The 23,004-nt window shown below is 63.4% G+C and carries 17 protein-coding genes; 10 read left to right on the forward strand and 7 right to left on the reverse strand.

Features of this window, described 5'->3' with window-relative positions:
• The first annotated feature begins 9 nt into the window (after positions 1-9).
• A complete protein-coding gene (locus tag EOC83_RS04615) occupies positions 10-912 on the forward strand; it encodes a LysR family transcriptional regulator (RefSeq protein WP_063170005.1) in 903 nt (300 codons plus the stop codon).
• Between the two features lie 134 nt (positions 913-1,046).
• On the opposite strand, the gene EOC83_RS04620 is transcribed toward EOC83_RS04615, so the two are convergent.
• Positions 1,047-2,342, reverse strand: coding sequence for a winged helix-turn-helix domain-containing tetratricopeptide repeat protein (locus EOC83_RS04620; RefSeq protein WP_063170006.1), 1,296 nt, complete (start codon positions 2,340-2,342; stop codon positions 1,047-1,049).
• 110 nt (positions 2,343-2,452) lie between these two features.
• Here EOC83_RS04620 and EOC83_RS04625 point away from each other — a divergent pair, with 110 nt between their 5' ends.
• Positions 2,453-2,914 (forward strand): cupin domain-containing protein, encoded by a 462-nt coding sequence (locus tag EOC83_RS04625; protein ID WP_013533666.1) that lies wholly within the window; start codon positions 2,453-2,455, stop codon positions 2,912-2,914.
• Between the two features lie 188 nt (positions 2,915-3,102).
• Here the strand turns inward: EOC83_RS04625 and EOC83_RS04630 are convergent, their stop codons facing one another.
• The 4 genes from EOC83_RS04630 to EOC83_RS04645 all read right to left on the reverse strand — a co-directional run bounded on the left by EOC83_RS04630 (position 3,103) and on the right by EOC83_RS04645 (position 10,473).
• Complete coding sequence (locus tag EOC83_RS04630) at positions 3,103-4,359, reverse strand: Hsp70 family protein (RefSeq protein WP_027161735.1); 1,257 nt, start codon at positions 4,357-4,359, stop codon at positions 3,103-3,105.
• Positions 4,360-4,528: 169 nt separating this feature from the next.
• Positions 4,529-5,320, reverse strand: coding sequence for a TIGR02186 family protein (locus EOC83_RS04635; RefSeq protein WP_013533664.1), 792 nt, complete (start codon positions 5,318-5,320; stop codon positions 4,529-4,531).
• Positions 5,320-6,243: a sulfite exporter TauE/SafE family protein gene (locus EOC83_RS04640; RefSeq protein WP_013533663.1), complete on the reverse strand. Its 924-nt coding sequence runs from the start codon at positions 6,241-6,243 to the stop codon at positions 5,320-5,322. Before EOC83_RS04640 ends, EOC83_RS04635 begins: the two co-directional genes overlap by 1 nt.
• Before the next feature lie 192 nt (positions 6,244-6,435).
• Complete coding sequence (locus EOC83_RS04645) at positions 6,436-10,473, reverse strand: peptidoglycan-binding protein (protein ID WP_063170007.1); 4,038 nt, start codon at positions 10,471-10,473, stop codon at positions 6,436-6,438.
• A 455-nt stretch (positions 10,474-10,928) separates the two neighbouring features.
• Between EOC83_RS04645 and EOC83_RS04650 the strand changes: the two genes are divergently transcribed.
• From EOC83_RS04650 to EOC83_RS04680, 7 genes are all read left to right on the forward strand, one after another.
• Entirely contained in the window at positions 10,929-11,387 is a 459-nt protein-coding gene (locus EOC83_RS04650) for a MerR family DNA-binding transcriptional regulator (RefSeq protein ID WP_013533661.1), read from the forward strand.
• A 307-nt stretch (positions 11,388-11,694) separates the two neighbouring features.
• Complete coding sequence (locus tag EOC83_RS04655; RefSeq protein WP_013533660.1) at positions 11,695-13,485, forward strand: acyl-CoA dehydrogenase; 1,791 nt, start codon at positions 11,695-11,697, stop codon at positions 13,483-13,485.
• Between the two features lie 46 nt (positions 13,486-13,531).
• Positions 13,532-14,704, forward strand: a complete 1,173-nt coding sequence (locus EOC83_RS04660; protein ID WP_082826644.1) for an acyl-CoA dehydrogenase family protein — start codon at positions 13,532-13,534, stop codon at positions 14,702-14,704.
• A 33-nt stretch (positions 14,705-14,737) separates the two neighbouring features.
• Positions 14,738-15,946 carry an acetyl-CoA C-acetyltransferase gene (locus EOC83_RS04665; RefSeq protein ID WP_027161729.1) on the forward strand — a complete coding sequence of 403 codons (1,209 nt, stop codon included), beginning with the start codon at positions 14,738-14,740 and terminating at the stop codon, positions 15,944-15,946.
• Between the two features lie 14 nt (positions 15,947-15,960).
• Complete coding sequence (locus EOC83_RS04670; RefSeq protein ID WP_063170008.1) at positions 15,961-18,180, forward strand: 3-hydroxyacyl-CoA dehydrogenase NAD-binding domain-containing protein; 2,220 nt, start codon at positions 15,961-15,963, stop codon at positions 18,178-18,180.
• Between the two features lie 82 nt (positions 18,181-18,262).
• Positions 18,263-18,913, forward strand: a complete 651-nt coding sequence (locus EOC83_RS04675) for a helix-turn-helix transcriptional regulator (protein ID WP_013533656.1) — start codon at positions 18,263-18,265, stop codon at positions 18,911-18,913.
• Between the two features lie 42 nt (positions 18,914-18,955).
• Positions 18,956-19,765, forward strand: coding sequence for a thermonuclease family protein (locus tag EOC83_RS04680; RefSeq protein WP_063170459.1), 810 nt, complete (start codon positions 18,956-18,958; stop codon positions 19,763-19,765).
• On the opposite strand, the gene EOC83_RS04685 is transcribed toward EOC83_RS04680, so the two are convergent.
• Positions 19,731-21,377, reverse strand: a complete 1,647-nt coding sequence (locus tag EOC83_RS04685) for a lysine--tRNA ligase (RefSeq protein WP_063170009.1) — start codon at positions 21,375-21,377, stop codon at positions 19,731-19,733. The two genes, EOC83_RS04680 and EOC83_RS04685, sit on opposite strands and share 35 nt — an antisense overlap.
• A 165-nt stretch (positions 21,378-21,542) precedes the next feature.
• Here EOC83_RS04685 and EOC83_RS04690 point away from each other — a divergent pair, with 165 nt between their 5' ends.
• Entirely contained in the window at positions 21,543-21,950 is a 408-nt protein-coding gene (locus EOC83_RS04690) for a tellurite resistance TerB family protein (RefSeq protein WP_127389928.1), read from the forward strand.
• Positions 21,951-21,962: 12 nt separating this feature from the next.
• Here the strand turns inward: EOC83_RS04690 and EOC83_RS04695 are convergent, their stop codons facing one another.
• Positions 21,963-22,811, reverse strand: a complete 849-nt coding sequence (locus EOC83_RS04695; protein WP_063170010.1) for a transporter substrate-binding domain-containing protein — start codon at positions 22,809-22,811, stop codon at positions 21,963-21,965.
• Positions 22,812-23,004: the final 193 nt, after the last annotated feature.

The following is a 23,004-nucleotide window of genomic DNA, read 5'->3' on the forward strand; positions in this document are numbered from 1 at the left end:
AATGTGGACATGACCCTGGATCAGTTGCGGATTTTCGTCGCCGTCGCCGAGCGCGGCCACATGACCAAGGCGGCGGAACTGCTGGGCATTTCGCAGTCGGCGGCATCGGCGGCCATCCGGGCGCTTGAAGAACAGCACGGCGTCCACCTGTTCAACCGGGTCGGCCGCAACATCGAGCTTGCCCAGACCGGCCACCGGTTCCTGCCGGAGGCCAAGGCCGTGCTCGAACGGGCCGCCGCCGCCCGCAATGTGCTGGAGCATGTCTCGCAGACCGTCACCGGCAGCCTCTCGATCGCCGCCAGCCAGACCATCGCCAGCTACTGGCTGCCGCGCCGGCTGGCTTCCTTCCATGAAGCCTATCCGGCCGTCAGGCTGAGCGTCTCCATCGGCAACACCAGGCAGGTTGAGGCCAATGTCCTCGATGGCGCGGCGGATCTCGGCCTGGTCGAGGGGCGCACCGAGTCCGACATCCTGCGCCGCACCAAGGTCGACGTCGACAGGCTGATGCTGGTGGTTGCCAGCACGCATCCGGAGATCGCCGAAGTTGCGCCCGGCCACTCCGACATCAAGGACCTGCGCTGGATCATCCGCGAGGGCGGTTCGGGCACACGCGAAGTGCTGGAGGATCTGGCGCGCCACGAAGGCATTTCGCTCGCCGACTTGCAGATTTTTTTGGTGCTGCCGAGCAACGAGGCTATCCGCCAGGCGGTCGAGGCGGGAGCCGGCGCCACCATCATTTCGGAGCTTGTCGTGGCCCGCGCCGTGGCTGAAGGCAGTCTCAGATCCGTGCCGCTCGAATTGCCGAAACGCGACTTCGCCATGATCACCCATCGCGATCGCCAGGCAAGCCTGGCCCAGATGGCGCTTAAGGCGCATCTCGACGGCAAGGCGGATGCCCCGTCGGCGGGCTAGAGTATCAGAGTTTGCGGCTTTGCCGTTGGCTCGGAGGTCTTGGTACTTTGTATCGAGTGGCTGATTGAAACGCCTCACCACGACCTTCCTCCCCAGATGGGCTCGCTAGCGCTGTCCGCCTCGACGCCCAGCCGTCACTCTGGCAATCCGGCGTCCCGCAGCGCGCTTCCCAGAGTCTCCGCGAGCGCTGGCGCACAGCGCACGCCAGCAAATTGGCGGCTGTAGCGGAAGCCCGGCTGAAGCTCGCGCACGCGCGCGGCGGCGGCCCTCGCTTCGTCCAGCCGGCCGAGTTTGGCGAGCGCAGCGGTCAGTTGCACGTAGGTGATGCTGTGTGCCGGATTGGCTTGAACGGACTTGTAGGCTGCGCGACAAGCTTCTTCGTAACGCCCGCGCAGCAAATGGCTCATTGCTTGGGCGTCAAACGCGGCCCAAGCCCACGAATCGAACGGGCTTAGCCGGATACCCTTCTCGCTCCATTCTATCGCGCGCTCTGCTTCGCCGGCCCATCCGAGAACGACGCTGCCAAGAATGTAAGTCAGCGCCGATGACGGGCTAATGGCGAGGGCTGCGTCTAATGCCGTGAATGCAGCGGCGCGATCATGCACGAGATCGTATGCGTCGAGACTCTCTGGGCGCTTCCGCCTGACACGTTCAATTTCCGCTTTTCGCAAGCTTGGAGCAATCGCGCCCACCGCTGATAGCGCGATTTCGTCCTGAAGCGCGAAAATGTCCTCCGAACTGCGGTCGTAGCGCTCGGCCCACACGTGCGCGCCGGTCGATGCATCGATCATCTGAGCGGTTACGCGCACACTACCGCCAGCTTTGCGCACGCTGCCTTCGAGGACATATCGTACGCCAAGCTCGCTGCCGACCTGCTTCACGTCCACGGCGCGGCCTTTGTAAGCGAAGGTCGAGTTTCGCGCGATAACGAAAAGCCATTTTATGCGTGCCAGGCCGGTGATGATGTCATCGACCATTCCATCGGCGAAGTACTCCTGTTGCGGATCTCCGCTCAAGTTCGAGAACGGCAGGACCGCCACGGAAGGCTTCTCAGGCAAGGTCGGCGCCGACGCGGTGCGGGCGGCTGCAAAACGATCAGGGACACTCGTCGCAACAGCCGGTCCTACATAGCGATAGCCTCGGCGCGGCAGTGTTTCGATCCAGCTCTCAGCATCCGCTGCGTCGGCCAATACCCGGCGCAAGGCCGCGATCTGGACCGTCAGGTTGTTGTCGGCAACCGCCAATTTGCCCCAGCCGGCTTCGACCAGCGCGTCTTTGGATACCGGTACGCCCGCGTTTTGGAGCAGCAAACGCAGAAGCGAAACGGCGCGTTGCCCAAGCATGGTTGGCTCGGTGCCGTGATACAAAATGCCCGCCACCTGATCGAGACGGAACGGGCCAAACTGATAAAGGTCGCCTCCGATTGTCATCCAACGCTTTTAGCAAATTTTTGGGAACGAATTCACGACTTTCCCGGCATCGACGGCCAATGTCGCACAGGTGCTTGCCGGAAGTAAGCACCCAGTCAAAGGAGGATCCTATGAGCGCCAATGCCATTATTCGCATGCCCGACGAGAAGAAGGGGATCATGCTGCGTGGTCAACCTATGGTCTTCCTCGTCACCGGCGAAAACACCAAGCACACGAGCATGTTCGACTGGACGATCCCAGCGGGATTCGCCACCGGACGGCATGTTCACCGTGTGCAGGAAGAGACGTTCTACCTGCTCGAAGGCGAGTGTGCGTGGCATGTCGGCGACAAGACGGTTCGCGCAACGCCCGGAACCTATCTGTTCATTCCACCGGGAGTGCCGCACGACATCACGAATGTCAGTGAGAGACCCGCCCGCGTGCTGATGACCGTCTCTCCGCCTGGCCACGAACGCTACTTCGAAGAACTTGCCAAACTCGCGGCGCAGGGTGCGCCGGACCCAAAAGCCCTCGCTGAGCTGCGGAACCGCTACGATACTGACCAGCTCTCGACTTTGACGACACGCGGGTAGGCATCTGTCACGGCGGCCCCACGACAGCTTCTGGCCCATTGCGACATATCGCGCTGGCGCACGAGCTTGGTCGCTATCGGCGCAAAGCGGACGTGATCTTCATCGCATCACGCCGAAGGTTATGGGTACACGACCTGGCCTAAAGCGGATCAGTAATCTCTGAAAAGCTGGACCGCTCGAAGAAAGCCTCAGCCGAACTTGCGTTGCGCATCCAGCGCCAGGCCAAGTCCGACCGAGCCGAACATGTCGCCTTCGATGACGGATGCCTGCGGCACCAGCGACAGGATCTCTCGTTTGGCCAGCGGGATCGCGGTCGATCCGCCGGTCAGGAACACCGCGGTGATGTCGGACGGCTTCACCTCAGCGTCCCTGATAGTCTGCCCGACCGTTGCGGTGACCCGCTCGATGTCCCTGGCAATCGTCGCGTCGAGCCCGCTGCGCGTGATTTCGGCGGTGAACTCCGCACCCGGCAGCTTCACAGCGACCTCTGCGGATGACCTGTCGGTCAGCTCTATCTTGGCCTTCTCGACACGTGCGGCCAGCGCGTGTCCGTAGCGGTGTTCGACGACGTGGATGAAACGGTCGACGAGGTCGGCGCGCTCGGCCTCGTAGCGGATCTGGCGCAGATGCGTCATCGCCTTGGCGGTGTAGACCAGGTTGATGCGCTGCCATGTGGCGAGGTCGATGAAATAGCTTGCCGGCAGGTTGCGCTTGCCGTCCTTGGTCGGCGTCAAATAGCCGAGCTGCGGCATGACATGGGCGATGCTCAGCAGCCGATCGAAATCCGTACCGCCGATATGGACGCCCCGGCTGGCCAGGATGTCGTCCTTGCGGTCGAGCGAACGGGAGCGCTGCGGCGAGACCCGCACGATCGAGAAGTCCGACGTGCCGCCGCCCATATCGATGATCAGCGCCAGTTCCTCGCGTGTCACCTTCTGCTCGTAGTCGAGCGCCGCCGCGATCGGCTCGAACTGGAAAGCGATGTGCTTGAAGCCCTGGGCACGTGCGGCGTTCTCGAGTTCGCTTTGCGCCTTCGCGTCGGCCTCGGCATCGTCATCGACGAATTGCACCGGCCGGCCAAGAACGACGGTCTCGACCGTATCGCCGGCATCGGCTTCCAGCCTCTTCTTGAGATGGCCAAGAAACATGCCGACGATCTCCATGAAGCCGATCGACCGCGATTTGATGCGGGTCTTTTCATGGGCCAGCGAACTGCCGAGCACGCTCTTCAGCGAACGCATCAGCCGGCCTTCGATGCTGTCGGTGTAATTGGCGATGGCCTGGCGGCCAAAGCAGGTGCGGTTGTCCTCGAAGTTGAAGAACACGGCACTGGGCAGCGTGACCTGGCCGTTCTCCAGCGCGACGAGGCGCGGCTGCCCGTTGCGGACCACGCCCACGGTGGAGTTCGAAGTGCCGAAGTCGATGCCGCCGAAGGCTGGTCGCATGACAAGTTCCTGCATTTGTCGTCGGCGAGCCGACAGGCGCCATGAGAAATCGCGCGCTGTCCGGGGACGGGCTGCTCTGCCGAACCGAATTGTTTGTGTCTGCCATTTGGCTGGGGAGCGCGATCTACCGCATGCCTCGGCAAAGGGAAACCACTTTTCGGGGAAAATCCTAATCTCGCCGGAAGATCAGCCTTCCGAGCCAGCCGGTCAGCATGGCCAGCGATATCGCGAAGACGCCGTAGAGGAAGGAATAATTGTGGGCGACACGGAAGATCGACTGCTCGAAACCGGATTTGCGGATTTCGAGCTGGGCCGAGCTTTCCTTGATGAACAGACCGCTCTTGAACAGGAACGCGCGGGCTTTGTGGGTTCCAACCGGCACATTCGGCGCCAGCCTGACGGTGGCGCGGAAAAGGTTCTGCGACAGGAATTGCACGCCGCCGACATTCTCGCTGTAGAGGCCGGTCGCTGACTTGCGCTCCCGCAGTGCTGCCGTGAACTCCTCGATCGTCGCCGGGCTGTCGCCGGCATCGGCGGGCTGCATATAGAGGTTGGAGGCGCCGAGCGACAGCTGCTTGTAGCTGTTGGGTTCGGTGATGTCCTGCAGCGGCCGCGTCGTCGCCACCGAATAGGAGACCGGCACGTTTTCGAAGGTCTCAGAGTCCAGATTGACCCAGACGCCGAGCACCCTGTCCTTGCGGCGCACCACCACCGGTTTGGGCGGACCTTCGAGCACGACGATGACGTCGTAGCGGCCCTGGCGCGCGACGAGTGGATCCGGGTTTTCCAGCGAACCGAAGATGGTCAGATCGGCCCCGGAAAAACCGGCGGTGATCGAGACGTTGTCGGTGGAGAGACCGATCTGGATGCCTTCGGTCAGCGGGACCTGTGCCTTCGCCGGCACGGCGGCCGCAAGCAGCGACAGGACAATGGCGGTTGCGAATGTGCTGCGAGCCTTCATCAGTTGAGGCCCGCGGCAGACAGCGAATAGAGGTTGGGCGGGGTGACGAAAAGATCGATCGCCAATCGTATCGCCACCGCCAGCACCAGCAGTGCCAGCAAGGCCCTGAGCTGCTCGCCGCGCAGCCTCTGGCCGGCCTTGGCACCGTACTGCGCGCCGGCGACGCCGCCCGCCATCAACAGGAAGGCCAGCACGACATCGACTGTCTGGTTGGTGGTGGCGTGGACCAGCGTCGTATAGGCGGAGGTGAAGATGATCTGGAACAGCGAGGTGCCGATGACGACATTGGTCGGCACTTTCAGCAGATAGATCAGTGCCGGCACCATGATGAAGCCGCCGCCGACGCCCATGATCGACGACAGGAAGCCGATGCCGGCGCCAAGCCCAAGTACGGGGATGACGCTGACGAACAGTTTTGACGCCCTGAAGCGCATCTTCAGCGGCAAGCGGTGGATCCAGTTGTGCTGGCCGGATTTCTTCAGCACCGGCGCCGCACCGCTGCGCGTCGCGCGCAGCGCATTGACGCTTTCGACCAGCATCAGCCCGCCGACGGTGCCGAGCAGCACGACGTAGAGCAGCGAGATGAACAGGTCGAGCTGGCCGAGCCTGCGCAGGAAGGCGAAGACGTAGATGCCGCCGGTGGAACCGACAATGCCGCCGGCCAGCAACACCCCGCCGAGCTTGAGGTCGAGCGTACCGCGCTTCATGTGCGAAAGGACGCCGGAGACGGAGGAGGCGATGACCTGGTTGGCGCCAGTGGCGACAGCGATCGCCGGAGGGATGTTGTAGAAGATCAAGAGCGGCGTGATGAGGAAGCCGCCGCCGACGCCGAACATGCCCGACAGGAAACCCACCGCCGCGCCCATGGCCAGCAGGACGAAGATATTGACGGAAATTTCCGCGATCGGGAGATAGATGCCCACCCGTCAGTCTCGATCAGTTCTGCCTGTCGGCGAATGCAACCGTTGCGGGCATCTTGGACCGACAAGCCAATTCGTTCTTGCGCCGGAGGTGCTGCGAAGTCAAACCGCGCTACGCCGCCGAAACAAAAAACATCTCAATCAGTTAACAGGCGAATGTGTGGCAAGGGCGTCGTGGAAGCGACGCCTCTGCCGTTATTTGCGCGCCAGCAGTGCCTTCACCAGGTTTTCGTCGACTTCGCCGGTCGCCGCCATCTTGTTGTCGGTCTGGAAAGCCATGATCGCGGTCTTCGTTTTCTGGCCCATCTTGCCGTCGGCGCCGCCGGCGTCGTAGCCGTTCTTGTTGAGAATGCGCTGGATGTTCTGGACGGCCTTCTTCATGTCGATGCTGGCGGTCGTCTGCGGCGCGCCGTCCTGCCAGGACTCGGGAATGTCGGCCGAGTTGGCTGCCGCATCCAGCGGCTTGGCCTTCCACAGCTCGGTCGCGGCGCGGGCGCGCTCGAGCTGCTCGGGCCGCAGCGCATTGGCGATCTCGTCACGCTTGGCCGCCGCATCCTTGTCGCCTGTCTTGGCGACGAGCGCGAACCATTTGTAGGACTCCTCGAGGTTCTGCTTCATGCCGACGCCCTTGGCGGCGAGGATGCCGAGATTGAACTGGCTGTCCTTGACGCCGACGTCGGCCGCCGCCTGGAACCAGTGCGCGGCCGATTCATTGTCGGTCACGCCGTCAGCCGCCATGGCAAACAGCACGGCCAGATTGTGCATGCCGCTGGCGTTGCCCTGTGCCGCGGAAAGCTGGTACCAGGTCTTCGCCTTCTTGATGTCGCGCGCGACGCCGATGCCCTTTTCGTAGAAATTTCCGATACGGTATTCGGCCGGCGCGAAGCCGAGTTCCGCCGATTTCTCGTACCATTTGGCCGCTGCCGCCATGTCTTCCTTGACGCCGCGCGACTCGGCATAGCGCGAGCCGATTTCGAACAGCGCCTTGGCGTCGCCGCTGGCAGCGGCATCACGCAAGGCGGCCGGGCCGGCGTCAGCGGGAATGTCGAATTTTGCCGTCGTCGCCGGCGAAGCGTCCACCGGCGGAACCGCGCCCGTGGTGTCCTTGGCGGTGGTCGGCTCTGTCGCCATAGGCTGGATGCCGGTGGCGGTATCGGTATCGGCAGGTTCGGCGGCGACCGGAACGGTCGAGGCCGGCGCAGCCGAAGCTGTCGTCGTCTCGGACGCCGCTGGGTTTGCATCGGCCGATGTAGCCAAGGCGACGGGGGCGGGAACCGGTTCTGCGATCGGCGCGGCACCCATCGACGGCTCGGCGCCTGACGGCGTGGCAATCATGCTTTGCGCGGCCATGTCGTCCTTGGTTGCCGGTGCGGATGGCTCGGCCTGTCTGACGGCATGGTCCGGCGCGCTTTCCACTGCCGCGGGCTGCGCGTCCGTCTTTGGCTGGCTCGCGGCATCGAGCGAGGCGGTTTGCATCGGCTGCGAGGCGACGATCGGCACGACATCGTTGCTCGCCACCTGGGCCGGATCGGCGAAAAAGGCCTTGCCCAGTTGCAGGGCGCCCAGCGCCAGCAGGATCGCGGTTGTCCCCATCAGGATCGGCTTGCGCCGTGCCTTGAGCAGGTCGCCGATCCGCAGTGCCTTCACCGGTCCGGTCACCGTCGACTGGCGCTTCAGCGCATCGGCCTCGGCGGCCGCGGCCTGCGCCGCGCGCCGGGCAGCGGCGATGAAATCCGATTTCGCGGCATCGGTGTCGCTGGGCTTGGCCGGCTGGCCGCGCTCGTCACGCACGCGCTTCATGATGGCATTGAGGTCAGGTGCGCCGGAGCCGGGCTCCAGCGGCCGGTTGGCCATTTTCGGATCGAGCGGCTCGTCGAGATCGACGCTCGGTATTGGGGCACTCGGCGCTGAGCCGGCCAGTGGCGGGATATCCGCCTCCTTCTTGCCCTTGAAGGCGCGGGCCAGCCCGCCGAACAACGATTTGCGGCCGCCGGCCTGTCCGCCTTTCTCGGCGATCGTGTCCGAACCGAGCGCGGCCATGGCCGCCGCCGCGGCAGCCTCGGCCGGCGTGCGCGTGCCAATACCAATACCGAGGTCGCTACGCATACCCAGGTCGCCGCGTGCACCCGGCTCATTGCGCAGGATGGCGGCGGCACGGCCATCGAGATCTGCCATGTCCCCAGTCAATGGCAGGGGCTGATCGATATCCATCGACGGCGCGTCGACGGCCATTTTGGGTCGGCGCACGCCGCGCCAGTTGCTCGGCTCGGCCGGTGCCGCATCCAGCAATTCGCTCATCGCCTCGACCGGCTCGCCGGGTTCGAGCGAACCCAGCCGGTCGACGATCTTGAGCAACGTATCGTGGATGGCCTCGAACGTTCTCGAATTGCGTTCGTCGGAGCGCCGCGTCAGTGTTTCAAGCGTCTTCAAATCCTGGGCGAGGCCGGAAACCGCGGTCGCATTGGCGCTCGAACCGGCCAGCGATTGCACTGCGTTCTCGGCCGCTTCGCGCGCCGCGCCGAGAATGGAATCGCGGGTTCCTGCGAGCGACTTTTCAATTTCGTTGAGACGCGGGCTGATGTCCTCGAATTCCGGCAGCGGGGTGCTGGGCTTGGAAAGATGAGCCGACAGGCCGGCAACCTGTGCTTCCAGGCTGCGGATCAGCGCCGGATCGATGCCGGCGACCTGTGCGGCCGACGCGTCCAGCCGGCTTGAAATGTCTTCGAGCCGGCTCTCCAGTCCGCGGATCGCCGCTTCGCCCGCGGGATCGGGCACACGCGTTTCAAGGCGCTTGGCGAGCGCCGTAAAGCGGGCATCGATGGCTTCCATGATGCCGACGCTGTCGACCTGCGGCATGCGCTGGTCGAGCCTGTCAGCAACCTCGTCCAGCCTGCGCTCGAGATCGCGGAACAGCATGTTGCCCTGTTCGATGGCGTCACCCTGGCGGCGTTCCATCATGCTCGACAGCACGTCGAAGCGTTGCTCCAGCCCATGGAAGATGTAGTCGGCGTCAGGCATGGCGGGTGCCTGGTCGATCTTGTCGGCGATGAATGCGATCTGCTTGGCCAGGCGCTCCATCGCCTGCTCCGGCAGATTGGCGCGGCCGGCGAGTTCGTCGACCCGGCCCGACAGCGTGCTCAACCGGTCCATGACCGCGTTGCCGGGACGATCCTGCGCCACTTCCTGGATCTGGCCGGCAAGCGAGTCGATCCGTCTCTCTATGCGCTCGAAAGCCTCGTGGTCGAATGAATTGGCTTGCGCGGCGACCGTCGATGCCACGATGGCGCGGGAAATCTCGTCCAGCCGCTCGTCGATCATGCCAAGCGTGTCGCTGCCGCGATTGTCTTGCTGGCTGGCGAAATGGTCGACAGCGCCGGCAAGCGTCCGCACCTTCTCCTCCAGCGAGCGCAGCGACAACGATTCCGGCAAATTGTTGACGGCATTGCTGATCTGCTCGAGCCGGGCGGTGAGAGCAGACAGGCCCGGGTCGTCCGAGCGCTTGCGCTGGTCGGCGTCGAGGCGGTCTTCGAACGCCGTCCAGCGGCGATCGAAATCGTCCCAGCGGCGGTCGACCTTCTGCACGCTCTCTTCGCGTGCCAGCGTTTCGAGTGCGGCTTTGACCTGTTCGAGCTCGAGGCGCAGCATGTTGACGCTTCTGTCGTCGCTCTTCTCGGCCAGGGTCTGGATGGCGCCCGAAAGACGCTCGAACTCAAGGCCGAGTTCAGCACTGCCCTTGGCCGAAGCACCGGGCCTTGCGCCTGACTGGAAGGCCCGCTCGATGTCCTTGCGCAGCGCTTCGAATTCCCGCTGCAGGCCTGCGGTCATCTGGTGGCGCAATTCCTCGCGCATGCCGCGCAATTCGCCGGCGATCTTGCCGACCATGGCAACGCCATCCTCCTGGCCGCGCACGCGATCGATATCGCGGGCAATGGCCTGGTAATTCTGCTCGAAAGCGGCGGCTCCCTGCATCGGGCTCTTCGGACGCGACGCGGGCTGCGGGTCCTCATACCAGCGCTGCTGGCCAGAGGGCCGGGCGGCGGGGTAGCGCGCATCGGCACCATATTGGCGGGGATCGGGTTGGCGGAGTTCGGGACGTGCCATCGGATCCTCGCGCGTCCGCTCCAGCCGCTGCTCCAGTGTCTCCAGCGACTGGTTCAACTGATCGAGCGTGGTCTGCGGCCTGCGCTGCCTGCCGGCATTGAGTGTATCGAGATAGGACCGCTTGCTGTTCATCGGTGCGTCCGTCTTTCAGAATGGCTGGCTCGCGGCCAGTTCCCCCAGGTCCCTATCGGAACGAAGGCGACCGGCGGCGATGCCGCGGCGGAAGACGAGCTTCCCGGGCTCTCGCCCGCGCTCCGAAAAACCGTGAAAAATTCGATACAGGATAAACACGGGTAGCCGACGCGCCCACATTTCCCCCAACGTGGTAAACAACGCGTTAACCAAACTTAAGAAATCGAAAGGATGTTGGCTGCTGGCCTGACGGTGCGGCATAAAGGGCGGGGCGCAGAACGCCCTTGCGTCATCCTGCGGCAATCGGTATAGAATTGACGTAAACGTAAAAGGCGCATTGAGCGCATGTTTGCGATTTGTTTGTTGAAACCACGACTGGAAGCAGGCCCCCGCTTCCAGTCAGGCGACGCACGGTCCAGGACCGCGACGCCACCAGACGGGGAAAGCCAGTGACCATGAAGCTTATCTCGGCCGGCGAGACCGCGGCCAATACCAATATGTCTGCCGAAGCCGGCGAGGACCTCGTCCGCATCGGCGAGATGGCGAAGAAATATGGAGTGACGCTGCGCACGCTGCGTTTCTACGAAGACAAGGGCCTGCTCAACCCGCAGCGCGACGGTTCGACCCGTCTCTACACGCGCCGCGACAAGGCCCGCCTCAAGCTGATCCTGCTTGGCCGCAAGGTCGGATTCTCGCTGCGCGACGTCAAGCAGATGATGGATCTCTACGATCCCACCGGTTCAAACACCAAGCAGCTCAAGCTTGCGCTGGACAAGTCGGAAAAGCAGCTTGCCCGCCTGCAGAAGCAACGGGCGCTGATCGACGACGCCATCAACGAGCTCAGCGGCTCGATGTCGGCGGTGCGCCAGATGCTGAGCGAGCGTTCGGCGCCGCAGGCGAGCGCCGCCAGCTGAAGCAATTCCGTCAGGAATTGCGCCAGACACCAAGTCGTCTGCTGATTGTCCGAGTTCTGTCTAGCCGCGTGGCCTGCCACGCGGCTTTTCGTTGTCCTGGCCCACTCTTATGGCCTTTCGGCGCTGGCTTGCGCAACGTCGCGCCGCTACGCTCATTGCTCCAGGGGGCGGGGAATCTTGTCGCATCGAGAAAATTGACGTTTACGCAAACGTCAATTTTTGCTATCCCGCTCCCAATATGGGTCCGCATGCCGCCCTGGCTTGTCTTCGGGGCATTCGGACCGGGTTTGCAGGGTGGAGAAAAAGCATGCCGACATACAGGGCTCCGGTCCAGGATACGCTGTTCGTGCTCAACGAGGTTCTGGGTTACCAGCGTTATTCGAACCTTCCCGGATTTGCCGACGCCACGCCCGATGTGCTCGAGGCGATCCTCGCCGAAGGCGCCAAGCTCGCCGAAAACGTCATGCATCCGCTGAACCGTGTCGGCGACATGGAAGGCTGTGTGCGTCACGACGATGGCTCGGTGACCACGCCGAAAGGCTTCAGGGAGGCCTTCGACCAGTACCGCGAGGGCGGCTGGATGGGATTGGCCGCACCCGTCGAGTTCGGCGGCCAGGGCCTGCCCTATGCCGTGCACACCGCCGTCGCCGAATATATGGTCTCGGCCAATATGTCCTTGATGATGTATCCGGGCCTGACGCAGGGCGCGATCGCGGCAATCATCACCCACGGCACCGACGAGCAGAAGGCGACATGGTTGCCGAGGATGATCGAGGGTGCCTGGACCGGCACCATGAACCTGACCGAGCCGCATTGCGGCACGGATCTCGGCCTGTTGCGGACCAAAGCGGTGCCGAACGGCGATGGCACCTATAAGATTTCAGGCCAGAAGATCTTCATCTCGGCCGGCGAACACGACATGTCGGACAACATCGTCCATCTGGTGCTGGCCCGCATCGAGGGTGCGCCGGAAGGCGTCAAGGGCATCTCGCTGTTCATCGTGCCGAAGCTCAAGCTCGACCCGTCGGGCAATCCGGGCAACAGGAACACCGTCTCCTGCGGCTCGATCGAGGAGAAGATGGGCATCCACGGCAATTCGACCTGCGTCATGAACTATGACGAGGCTGAGGGCACGCTGCTCGGCGAGCCCAATGGCGGCCTGAAGGCGATGTTCACGATGATGAACGAGGCGCGCCTCGGTGTCGGCCTGCAGGGGTTGTCGCTGTCGGAGATCGCCTATCAGAACGCTGTCGGCTACGCCAAGGACCGTTTGCAGGGCCGCTCATTGTCTGGGCCGAAGGCGCCGGACAAGAAGGCCGATCCGATCATCGTCCATCCCGACATCCGCCGCAGCCTGATGACCATGAAAGCCTTCAACGAGGCCGGCCGCGCGCTGGCGCTGTGGACGGCGATCAAGTCCGACATCGCCCACCGCTCCGGCGACGACAAGGATCGCCAGGCCGCCGACGACTACACCGGCCTGATGACACCGGTGGTCAAGGGCGTGCTCACCGACAAAGGGTTCGACCACGCCGTCATGGCGCAGCAGGTGTTCGGCGGTCACGGTTATATCGAAGAGCACGGCATGAGCCAGTTCGTGCGCGATGCCCGCATCGCTATGATCTATGAAGGCGCCAATGGCATCCAGGCGCTCGACCTCGTCGGCCGCAAGCTTGGTTTGCATGGCGGCCGCGCCGTGCAGGCCTTCTTCAAGGAGGTTGGCGAATTCTGCGAGGAGAACCGCGCTAACGAGAAGATGGCGCCGTTCACCAAGGCGTTGAAGAAAGGTCTCAACGATTTGCAGGCAGCGACCATGTGGCTGGTGCAGAACGGCATGGCCAAGCCCGACAATGCGGGTGCCGCCTCGACCGACTACATGCATCTCTTCGGCCTGGTCGCTCTGGGCTATATGTGGGCGCAGATGGCCAAGGTGGCACTTGGCAAGACGGACGCCAATGGCGCGCAATCCTTCTACGACAACAAGATCGTGACGGGGCGCTTCTTCATGGAGCGGATCATGCCGGAGACATCGGCGCATCTCGCCCGCATTTCGAGCGGCGCTGACACATTGATGGCACTGCCGGCGGAAGCGTTCTAAGCTCGACTTCACTGGCCTTTCTGTCTGTCGATACGCGGAGGAAATCGTGGCGACAAATCCCGCCGAAGTGCTCTCTTTGCCGAAGCCCGCCTGGGCGGCGGACGAGGTCGGCATGCTCTACGACATGGCGCATCGCTTCATGTCGGAGGAGATCGCGCCGCGCTACGACGAGTTCGAGAAGAACGAGATGGTCGATCGCGAAAGCTGGCTGAAGGCAGGTTCCGCCGGCCTGCTCTGCGCTTCTATGCCGGAGGAATATGGCGGCTCCGGCGGCACCTTCGCGCATGAGAGCGCCATCATCGAGGCCATTGGCCATGTCGGCGTCGACGGGTTCGGCATCGGCCTGCACAATTCGATCGTCGCCCCTTATATCCTCCACTACGGCTCCGAGGAGCAGAAAAAGAAATGGCTGCCGAAGCTGGCGACCGGCGAGCTGATCGGCGCCATCGCCATGACCGAGCCCGGCGCCGGTTCCGATCTGCAGGGCGTCAAGACGCGGGCGCAGAAGGATGGCAACCACTACAAGATCAATGGTTCCAAGACCTTCATCACCAACGGCCAGCTTGCGAACTTCATCATCGTCGTCACCAAGACCGATCCGGAGAAGGGCGCCAAGGGCACCTCGCTGATCGTCGTCGAGACCGACGAGGTCGAAGGTTTCCAGCGCGGCCGTAACCTCGACAAGATCGGGCTCAAGGCCAACGACACGTCGGAGCTGTTCTTCAACGACATGCGCGTGCCGACCTCCAATTTGCTCGGCCACGAGGAAGGGCAGGGCTTCGTCCAGTTGATGCAGCAACTGCCGCAGGAGCGGCTGCAGATCGGCACGGGCGCCATCGCCATGATCGAGCGGGCGCTGGCGCTGACCATCGACTACGTCAAGGAGCGCAAGGCGTTCGGCAAGGCGATCATCGATTTCCAGAACACCCAGTTCAAGCTGGCCGAACTCAAGACCGAGGCCACCATCGGCCGCGTCTTCTACAATGATTGCGTCGCCCGCCACATCGCGGGCGGCCTCGATCCCGTGACAGCGTCGATGGCCAAGTACTGGCTCAGCGACCTGCAGGGAAAAGTCGTCGACGAATGCCTTCAACTGCATGGCGGCTATGGCTACATGAATGAATACCCGATCGCCCGCATGTTCCGCGACGCCCGCGTCCAGCGCATCTACGGCGGCACCAACGAGATCATGAAATTGCTGATCGGACGCTCTCTCTGAAGGCGACATCAGGCAAACCCAAGGAGCAAGCAAATGGCTGAAGCTTATGTCTATGACGCCGTGCGCACACCGCGTGGCAAGGGCAAGAAAGACGGATCGCTGCACGAGGTGCCGGCGGTGCGGCTTGCCGCCAAGACGCTCGAGGCGCTGCGCGACCGCAATGGGCTGGACACTGCAAACGTCGACGACATCATCTTCGGCTGCGTCGATCCGGTCGGCGAGGCGGGTTCGGTCATTCCGCGCGCCGCCGCCTTCGAGGCCGGCTACGACACCAAGGCGCCCGGCATGCAGATCTCACGCTTCTGCGCTTCCGGGCTCGACGCCATCAATTTCGGTGCCGCCAAGATCGCGCAGGGAGCGGACGAGATCGTCATTGCCGGCGGTGTCGAATCGATGTCGCGCGTCGGCATGGGCGCCTCGGGCGGTGCCTGGTTCATGGATCCTTCGGTCGGCCTGCCCGGCTGGTTCGTGCCGCAAGGCATCTCGGCCGACCTGATCGCCACCAAATACGGCTTCAGCAGAGACGACGTCGACGCCTATGCGGTCGAGAGCCAGAAGCGCGCCGCCAAATCCTGGGCGGATGGCCGCTTCAAGAAATCCGTCATTCCGATCAAGGACCAGAACGGCCTGACCATCCTCGACCATGACGAGCATATGCGCCCGTCGACCGACATGCAGTCGCTGGCCTCGCTCAACCCGTCCTTCGTCATGCCCGGCGAAATGGGCGGCTTCGATGCGGTCGCGGTGCAGAAGCATCCCGAAGTGGAAGAGGTCAACCACGTCCATCATGCCGGCAATTCGTCCGGCATCGTCGATGGTGCGGCGGCCGTGCTGCTCGGTTCGAAGAAGGCCGGCAAGGCGATGGGGCTGAAGCCCCGCGCGCGTATCCGCACCTTCGCCAACATCGGCTCCGAGCCTGTGCTGATGCTGACCGGTCCGGTCGACGTCACCGAGAAGCTGTTGAAGCGCGCCAAGATGAAGCTCTCGGACATCGACCTGTTCGAGCTCAACGAAGCCTTCGCTTCGGTGGTGCTGCGCTACATGCAGGCTTTCGACATTCCGCATGACAAGATCAACGTCAATGGCGGTGCCATCGCCATGGGTCATCCGCTCGGCGCCACCGGCGCGATGATCTTCGGCACGGTGCTGGACGAACTCGAGCGGCGCGATCTCAACACCGCTCTGGTGACGCTGTGCATCGGCGCCGGCATGGGCACCGCAACCATCATCGAACGCGTCTGACGGGGAGAGAAACGATGAGCTACACCAATTTCGCCCTCGACACCGACGCCGACGGCATTGCGCTGGTCACCTGGGACATGCCCGGCCGTTCGATGAACGTCTTCACCGAAGAGGCGATGCGGGAATTGAACGCCATTGTCGACAAGGTGGCTGGTGACGCCGCCATCAAGGGCGCCGTGATCACCTCCGGCAAGGATACCTTCTCCGGCGGTGCAGATATCTCTTTGCTGCAGAAGATGCTGACGACCTTCGCCGCGGAAAAGGGCAAGGACGCCGAAAAGGCGACCAAGGCGCTGTTCGACAATGCCGGCATGATGACCGGCCTGTTCCGCAAGCTGGAAACATCAGGAAAGCCGTGGGTGTCGGCGATCAACGGCACCTGCATGGGCGGCGCCTTCGAATTGTCGCTCGCCTGCCACGGCCGTGTCGCCGCCGATAGCGACAAGGTGAAGATGGCGCTTCCCGAGGTGAAGATCGGCATCTTCCCGGGCGCCGGCGGCACCCAGCGCGTGCCGCGGCTGACCGATCAGCAGCAGGCGTTGCAGATGCTGACCTCCGGCCAGACGCTGTCGCCGCAGAAGGCCAAGTCGATGGGCCTGATCCATGAGATCGCCGAGCCGACAAGGTTGGTCGAGACCGCCAAGGCGATGATCAGGAATGGCCTGAAGCCGGTGGCGCCATGGGACGAGAAAGGTTTCAAGCTGCCCGGCGGCCAGATCTATTCGCCGGCCGGTTTCAATCTGTGGCCGCCGGCCATCGCCATCCTGCGCCGCGAGACCTATGGCAACTATCCGGCCGCCGCCGCGATCCTCAAATGCGTCTATGAAGGCCTGCTGGTGCCATTCGACACCGCCTTGCGCATCGAGCAGCGCTATTTCACCGAGATCATGCAGACCAGGGAAGCGGCGGCGATGATCCGCTCGCTGTTTGTGTCGCTGCAGGAACTGAACAAGGGCGCCCGCCGCCCGGCCGGCGTGCCCGAAACCAAGTTCAAGAAGATCGGCATTCTCGGCGCCGGCTTCATGGGCGCCGGCATCGCCTATGTCACCGCCAAGGCCGGCATCCCGGTGGTGCTGCTCGACCGTGATCTGGAGTCGGCCGCCAAGGGCAAGGCGCATTCCGACAGCCTGGTCTCGGATCAGGTCAAGAAGGGCCGCGCCAAGCCGGAGGACAAGGACAAACTGCTGTCGCTGATCACGCCGACGGCGGACTACGCCGACCTTGCCGGCTGCGATCTGGTGGTCGAGGCGGTGTTCGAGGATTCGGGCGTCAAGAAGAGCGCCACCGAACAGGCGGAAGCCGTGTTGAAGCCATCGGCGATCTTCGCGTCGAACACCTCCACCATCCCGATCTCGTCGCTGGCCAAGAATTCGGCGCGGCCGAAGAATTTCATCGGCATCCATTTCTTCTCGCCGGTCGACAAGATGATGCTGGTCGAGATCATTTTGGGCAAGAAGACCGGCGACAAGGCGCTGGCCACCGCGATCGACTTCGTTCGCGCCATCAAGAAGACGCCGATCGTCGTCAACGACACGCGCGGCTTCTACGTCAACCGCTGCGTGCTGCGCTACATGTCGGAAGCCTACAAGATGCTGATCGAAGGTGTGCCCGCGCCGATGATCGAGAACGCGGCGAAGGCAGCCGGCATGCCGGTCGGCCCCCTGGCACTGACCGACGAAACGGCCATCGACCTTGCCCAGAAGATCATGAAGCAGACCATCAGGGATTTGGGCGACAAGGCGGTCGATCCCAAGCAGATGGCGCTGATCAACACCATGGTCGACGATCACGGCCGCTTCGGCCGCAAGAACGGCAAGGGGTTTTACGATTATCCGGCAAAGCCCGCCAAGAAGAAGCTGTGGCCGGGCATCAGGGATCTCTATCCGCAGCTTGCGCCCGAGAAGGTCGATTATGAGGAACTGCAGCAGCGGCTGCTGGTCACCATCGCGCTGGAAGCGGCCCGGGTGATGGAAGAAGGCATCGTCACCGACCCGCGCGAGGCCGATGTCGGCTCGATCCTCGCCTTCGGCTTCGCTCCCTATACCGGCGGTGCGCTGTCCTACATCGACGGCATCGGCGCCAAGGCGTTCGTCAAGATCGCCAGAAACCTGCAGAAGAAATACGGCGCCGAGTTCAAGGCGCCCAAGCTGCTGCTCGACATGGCCGAGAAGGGTGAGAGCTTCTATCAGCGCTTCGATCCCTATGCGAAAGGCGAGACCAGGAAAGCGGCGTGAGTAAGCCTTGCACTGTGGACAAGATGGCGGTCCGGGGTTAGAACAGGGAAGGTATTTTTTCCTGTTCAAAGGAGAGCGACACATGCTCTCGCATGACCGTGTCTGGGCTGCCATTGATGCTCTTGCCGAGCGCTATTCGCTTTCGGCCTCGGGGCTGGCCAAGCGTGCGGGGCTCGATTCCACCGCCTTCAACAAGTCGAAGCGCCTGTCGTCGGATGGCCGGCCGCGCTGGCCCTCGACCGAATCACTGGCAAAGATTATGGAGGCAACGGGCGCTTCCCTCGACGAATTCACCGGTTTGATTGAAGGTCGGGCCGGGGCCAGCCATGCGGCTTCGGTCGCCCGCCGAAGCTCCGTGCCGCTGCTCGGCTTTGCCCAGGCCGGCGCCGGCGGCTTCTTCGACGATGCCGGCTTTCCAGCCGGGCAGGGCTGGGATCTGATCGAACTGCCGACGCAATCGACCGAGAGTTCCTATGCTTTGCAGGTGCAGGGCGATTCCATGCTGCCGCTCTACCGCAATGGCGACGTCCTCATCGTCGAACCGGGCGCCGTTACCCGCAAGGGCGATCGCGTCGTCGTCAAGACCACATCAGGCGAAGTGATGGCCAAGGTGCTCGAGCGCCAGACCGTCAGGTCGATTGCGCTGGTCTCGCTCAATCCCGATCATCCCGACCGCGATATTCCCATGCGCGATGTCGAATGGGTGGCGCGGATTGTCTGGGCAAGCCAATAGGTCAAGCTGGTGCGGCTTCTCCATCATGCGCTGGCGGTTCTGATGGTCCCTGTGATGGCAGCCATTGTCGTCACTGGCGGTCACACTCTGAAAGGTAGTGAAAGCGTCATCACCGTGGACCAGCTTGATCCGGGCGCCGATGCGATGGCGCAGCAGGCTGCCGGGACGCTGCCCGAGGAGCCGGCCACATCGGCCATCGCAGCTCCGCAGCCGGCGACGCATTCGAGGGCGATCGATCCCGAAATCGTCGCGCCGCCGGAACTGCCCGCCGACGGGCTTGAACGGATCGAGCCGCGCGAGCCGCTGAGCAAACTCGCGCTGGCCGTGCCGCCCAAGCCGAAAATGCCTGACGACTGGAACGGCACAAAGCTGTTCCAGCCGGTTGCGCCGGCCGCCGGCTTGATCGAGGCGAAGGGCTACTCGGTCGCGGTTTCCGGCATCGACATCGTCAGGCAGGACGAGATTTGCAGCGAGGACGGCAAGTCCTGGCCGTGCGGCGTCCGGGCGAGGACAGCGTTCCGCGCCTTCCTGCGCGGCCGCGCGGTGGTCTGCACGGTGCCGCCGCAGGGCGGCCGCGACCTGATCGCAGCCGAGTGCCGGATCGGCAAGCAGGATGTAGGTCAGTGGCTGGTCGAAAATGGCTGGGCGCGCGCCGCCAAGGGCGGCCCCTATGTCGAGGCCGGCGACAAGGCGCGCATGGGCAAGAAGGGCATTTTCGGATCGGCGCCCGATCTGTCGGGCATGCCGGCGATGCCGGCCGCGCCAGGCCCGGCACCTCAGGCGCCGGGTTCGATCCTGGAAGAGGTCGACGGCGTGCTCAAGCCAGCTGACCAGCCAGCGCCCGCTCAATGAGCGCACGCGTCTCGGCAACGCCGTAGAGTGCTGCGAACGAGCCGAAGCGCGGGCCGCGCTCCTGGCCGATCAGCACCTGGTAGATCATCTGGAAGAAGGCGCCCGATACGCCGGGGCCGCCTTCCGGGCTCTGCTTGGAATGATCCTGATAGCGCTCGATCCTGCGTGCGACGTTGAGCGAGGCGTTCTGGATCGCTTCGCCGCTGGCGTCCGCCGGCAGCGCGCCAAGTGCTTCGTCGAGGGCTGCCAGCGCTTCGCGCTCGACCTCGTCGGCGGGCCGGAAGGTTTTCGTCGGCTTCACGAAATCGTCGAAATAGCGGATCGCATGGCCGACCAGCCGGTCGAGCTCTGGATGCGTCGCCGGCGTCACGCCTTGCGTATGACGTGAAATGAACCCCCACAGCACATCCTTGTTCTGCGCGTTGGAAGCGCTGACCAGATTGAGCAGCAGAGAGAACGGCACCGGCATGTCGATCGCTGGCGGGTTGCCGTCATGCATATGCCAGACCGGGTTGCCCAGCCGCTCCTTCCAGTCCTGGCGGGGATAGGCGGCGAGGAACGTGTAGTATTCATCCACGGCCCGCGGGATAACGTCGAAATACAGCTTCTTGGCCTGCCGCGGCCGTTGGTACATGTAGAGCCCGAGGCTTTCGGTCGGCGCATAGGTCAGCCACTCGTCGATGGTCAGCCCGTTGCCCTTCGACTTCGAGATCTTCTGGCCGTTCTCGTCGAGGAACAGTTCGTAGACGAAATGCTCCGGCGCCCGTCCGCCCAGAATGTTGCAGATACGGTCGTAGACCACCGCATTGGTCTGGTGGTCCTTGCCGAACATTTCGAAATCGACGCCAAGCGCTGCCCAGCGCATGCCGAAATCCGGCTTCCACTGCAGCTTCACGCGGCCGCCGGTGATCGAAAGCGTGGTCTCGGTGCCCTCGTCGTCGAAGGTGATGGTGCCGGCTTTGGCGTCGACATGCTTCATGGGCACGTAAAGCACGCGGCCGCTCTTCGGCGAGATCGGCAGGAACGGGCTGTAGGTCGCCTGCCGCTCGGGCCCGAGCGTCGGTAGCATCACCGCCATGATCTGCTCATAGCGCTCGGCGGCGCGCTTGAGCATCGCGTCGAAACGGCCGGCCTTGTAGTATTGCGTCGCGCTGGCGAACTCGTAGTCGAAGCCGAACGTGTCGAGGAAGCGGCAGAGCATCGCATTGTTGTGGTCGGCGAAGCTCGCATAGTCGCCGCCGAAGGGGTTGGGGACCGACGATAGCGGCTTGTGCAGATGCGGCTCGAGTGCGGCGCGGTCCGGCACGCTGTCGGGTATCTTGCGCATGCCGTCCATATCGTCGGAAAAGCACAGCAGCTTGGTCGCGACCTTGTCCTGCGTCAGGACACGGAAGGCATGGCGCACCATCGAGGTGCGCGCCACCTCGCCGAACGTGCCGATATGCGGCAGGCCGGACGGCCCGTAGCCGGTCTCGAACAGGACTGTTTGCGGAAAGTCGGCGCCTTTGTAGCGCTCGATGATCTTTTTGGCTTCCTCGAACGGCCACGCCTTGCTTTCGGTCGCGGCCGCCAGCAGCTCGGGGTTGAGATCGATGATGTTTGATCCCGCCATGTCACAGTTTTCCAAATCATCTGCCGGCCCGAAGGCGGGCCGCAGCAAGGGTTTTTCAACCGGTCTCTAGGCGTGCAGCGCCGGAGCGTCAACGCGTGCGGCGCTTTTTCCTTGCGGTGCAGAACGGGCGTTCCTAACTTCGAGGCCCGGTTCAAGGAGAAAAAATTGCCGACACCTCATGAAGCCCTGATCTATCTGATGGTCATCACCTCGGCCTCCGACCGCGACATGACCGATGTTGAACTGGCGCGGATCGGCGAGGTCGTCCGCTCCTGGCCGGTGTTCGAGGACTTCAACCACGACAGGCTGGTCGGCGTCGCCCAGGGCTGCCAGAAGCGCCTGCACGAAAAGGATGGGCTGGAGGGCGTGCTGGCTGAAGTCGCCGAGGTCTTGCCCGAGCGGCTGCGCGACACCGCCTATGCCGCCGCCTTCGAGGTTGCCGCCGTCGACCTCGAAATGCGCATGGAAGAGGTGCGGGTGCTGCAGCTGATCCGGCGTCAGCTCGATCTCGACACGCTGACGGTTGCTGCCATCGGCCGCGCGGCCAAGGCGCGGCTGCGTACCCTGACCTGAAAGTCCTTGGCTTTAGAAAAAACTGACGGGGAAATAGCGCAGATAAAATTCGGCGAACGTGCCTTTCATTGAAATTTCCTGCAGCGCGTAGTCGATCGCTGCGGCCAGCGCCGGATTGTCAGCCTTGGTGGCGATGGCCATGCCCGTGCCCAGATATTCGGGCGCCAGATAGGGCCCGCCGGCAAAGCGGCAGCAGCCCGCCGCGTCCGAGCCGCCCAGCCAGAAAGCCAGGCGCATGCCGTCGCCGAAGGCGGCGTCGACCTTGCCGGCCTTGAGATCGGCATACAGTTCTTCCGGCCTGTCGAAAGGGACGACCTGGACCGTGTTGAAATAGTCGCGCAGCATGCGCTCATGCGCCGAGCCTGATATCACGCCGACACGCTTGCCGTGCAATTTGTCAAAGACGGGCTCGGTCAGCGCCTTGCCCTTCGGCATGATGAAGCGCGCCGGAAACTGCAGATAGGAGCGTGAGAAGGCGTAGGTCGCGCGCGATTCCGGTGTGGCGGCGATGCCGGCGATGATCGCCTCGCCTTCGCCTTTCCGCAGTGCGCCTTCCAGCTCGGCCCAGGGCAGGGCCTGGATCTGGCATTTTTCGACAATGCCAAGCTCGGCGCAGATGGCGCGTGCCAGATCGATGTGGAAGCCGGACAGCTTTCCCGCACCGTCGAGGAAGTTGAAAGGCGGGAAGTCCGTGGTGGTGAGGAATCTCAGCCGGGGCAGCTTCGAAAGGTCTGGCTTGGGCAGCCGCTCCTTGGCATCCCACAGCACCGGAACCTGAGGCGCCGCGGCGCGCGCACCGTCGGCGAACGACAGCAACCCGATCAGCATCGCAAAGGCGAAGGACCTCCACCGGAACGCCAAGATAAAACTCCGCCACAGTCGTGCTCGCACCGGTTTTGGTACGAAAATGGTACAGGCACAATGGTTTTTGATTTCAACACGCCGATTTCAGGATATGATTTAGCCGGTTTGCAAATCAGCTTCGGTCGCCTCGATGAGAGGGAGCCACAAAATAAGTATGCGATTTGCAATCCGTGGTCGGTGGCGAAGTGTA

It is taken from the genome of Mesorhizobium sp. Primo-A (genome assembly GCF_003997175.1).
GTDB classification, from domain to species: Bacteria; Pseudomonadota; Alphaproteobacteria; order Rhizobiales; family Rhizobiaceae; genus Mesorhizobium; species Mesorhizobium ciceri.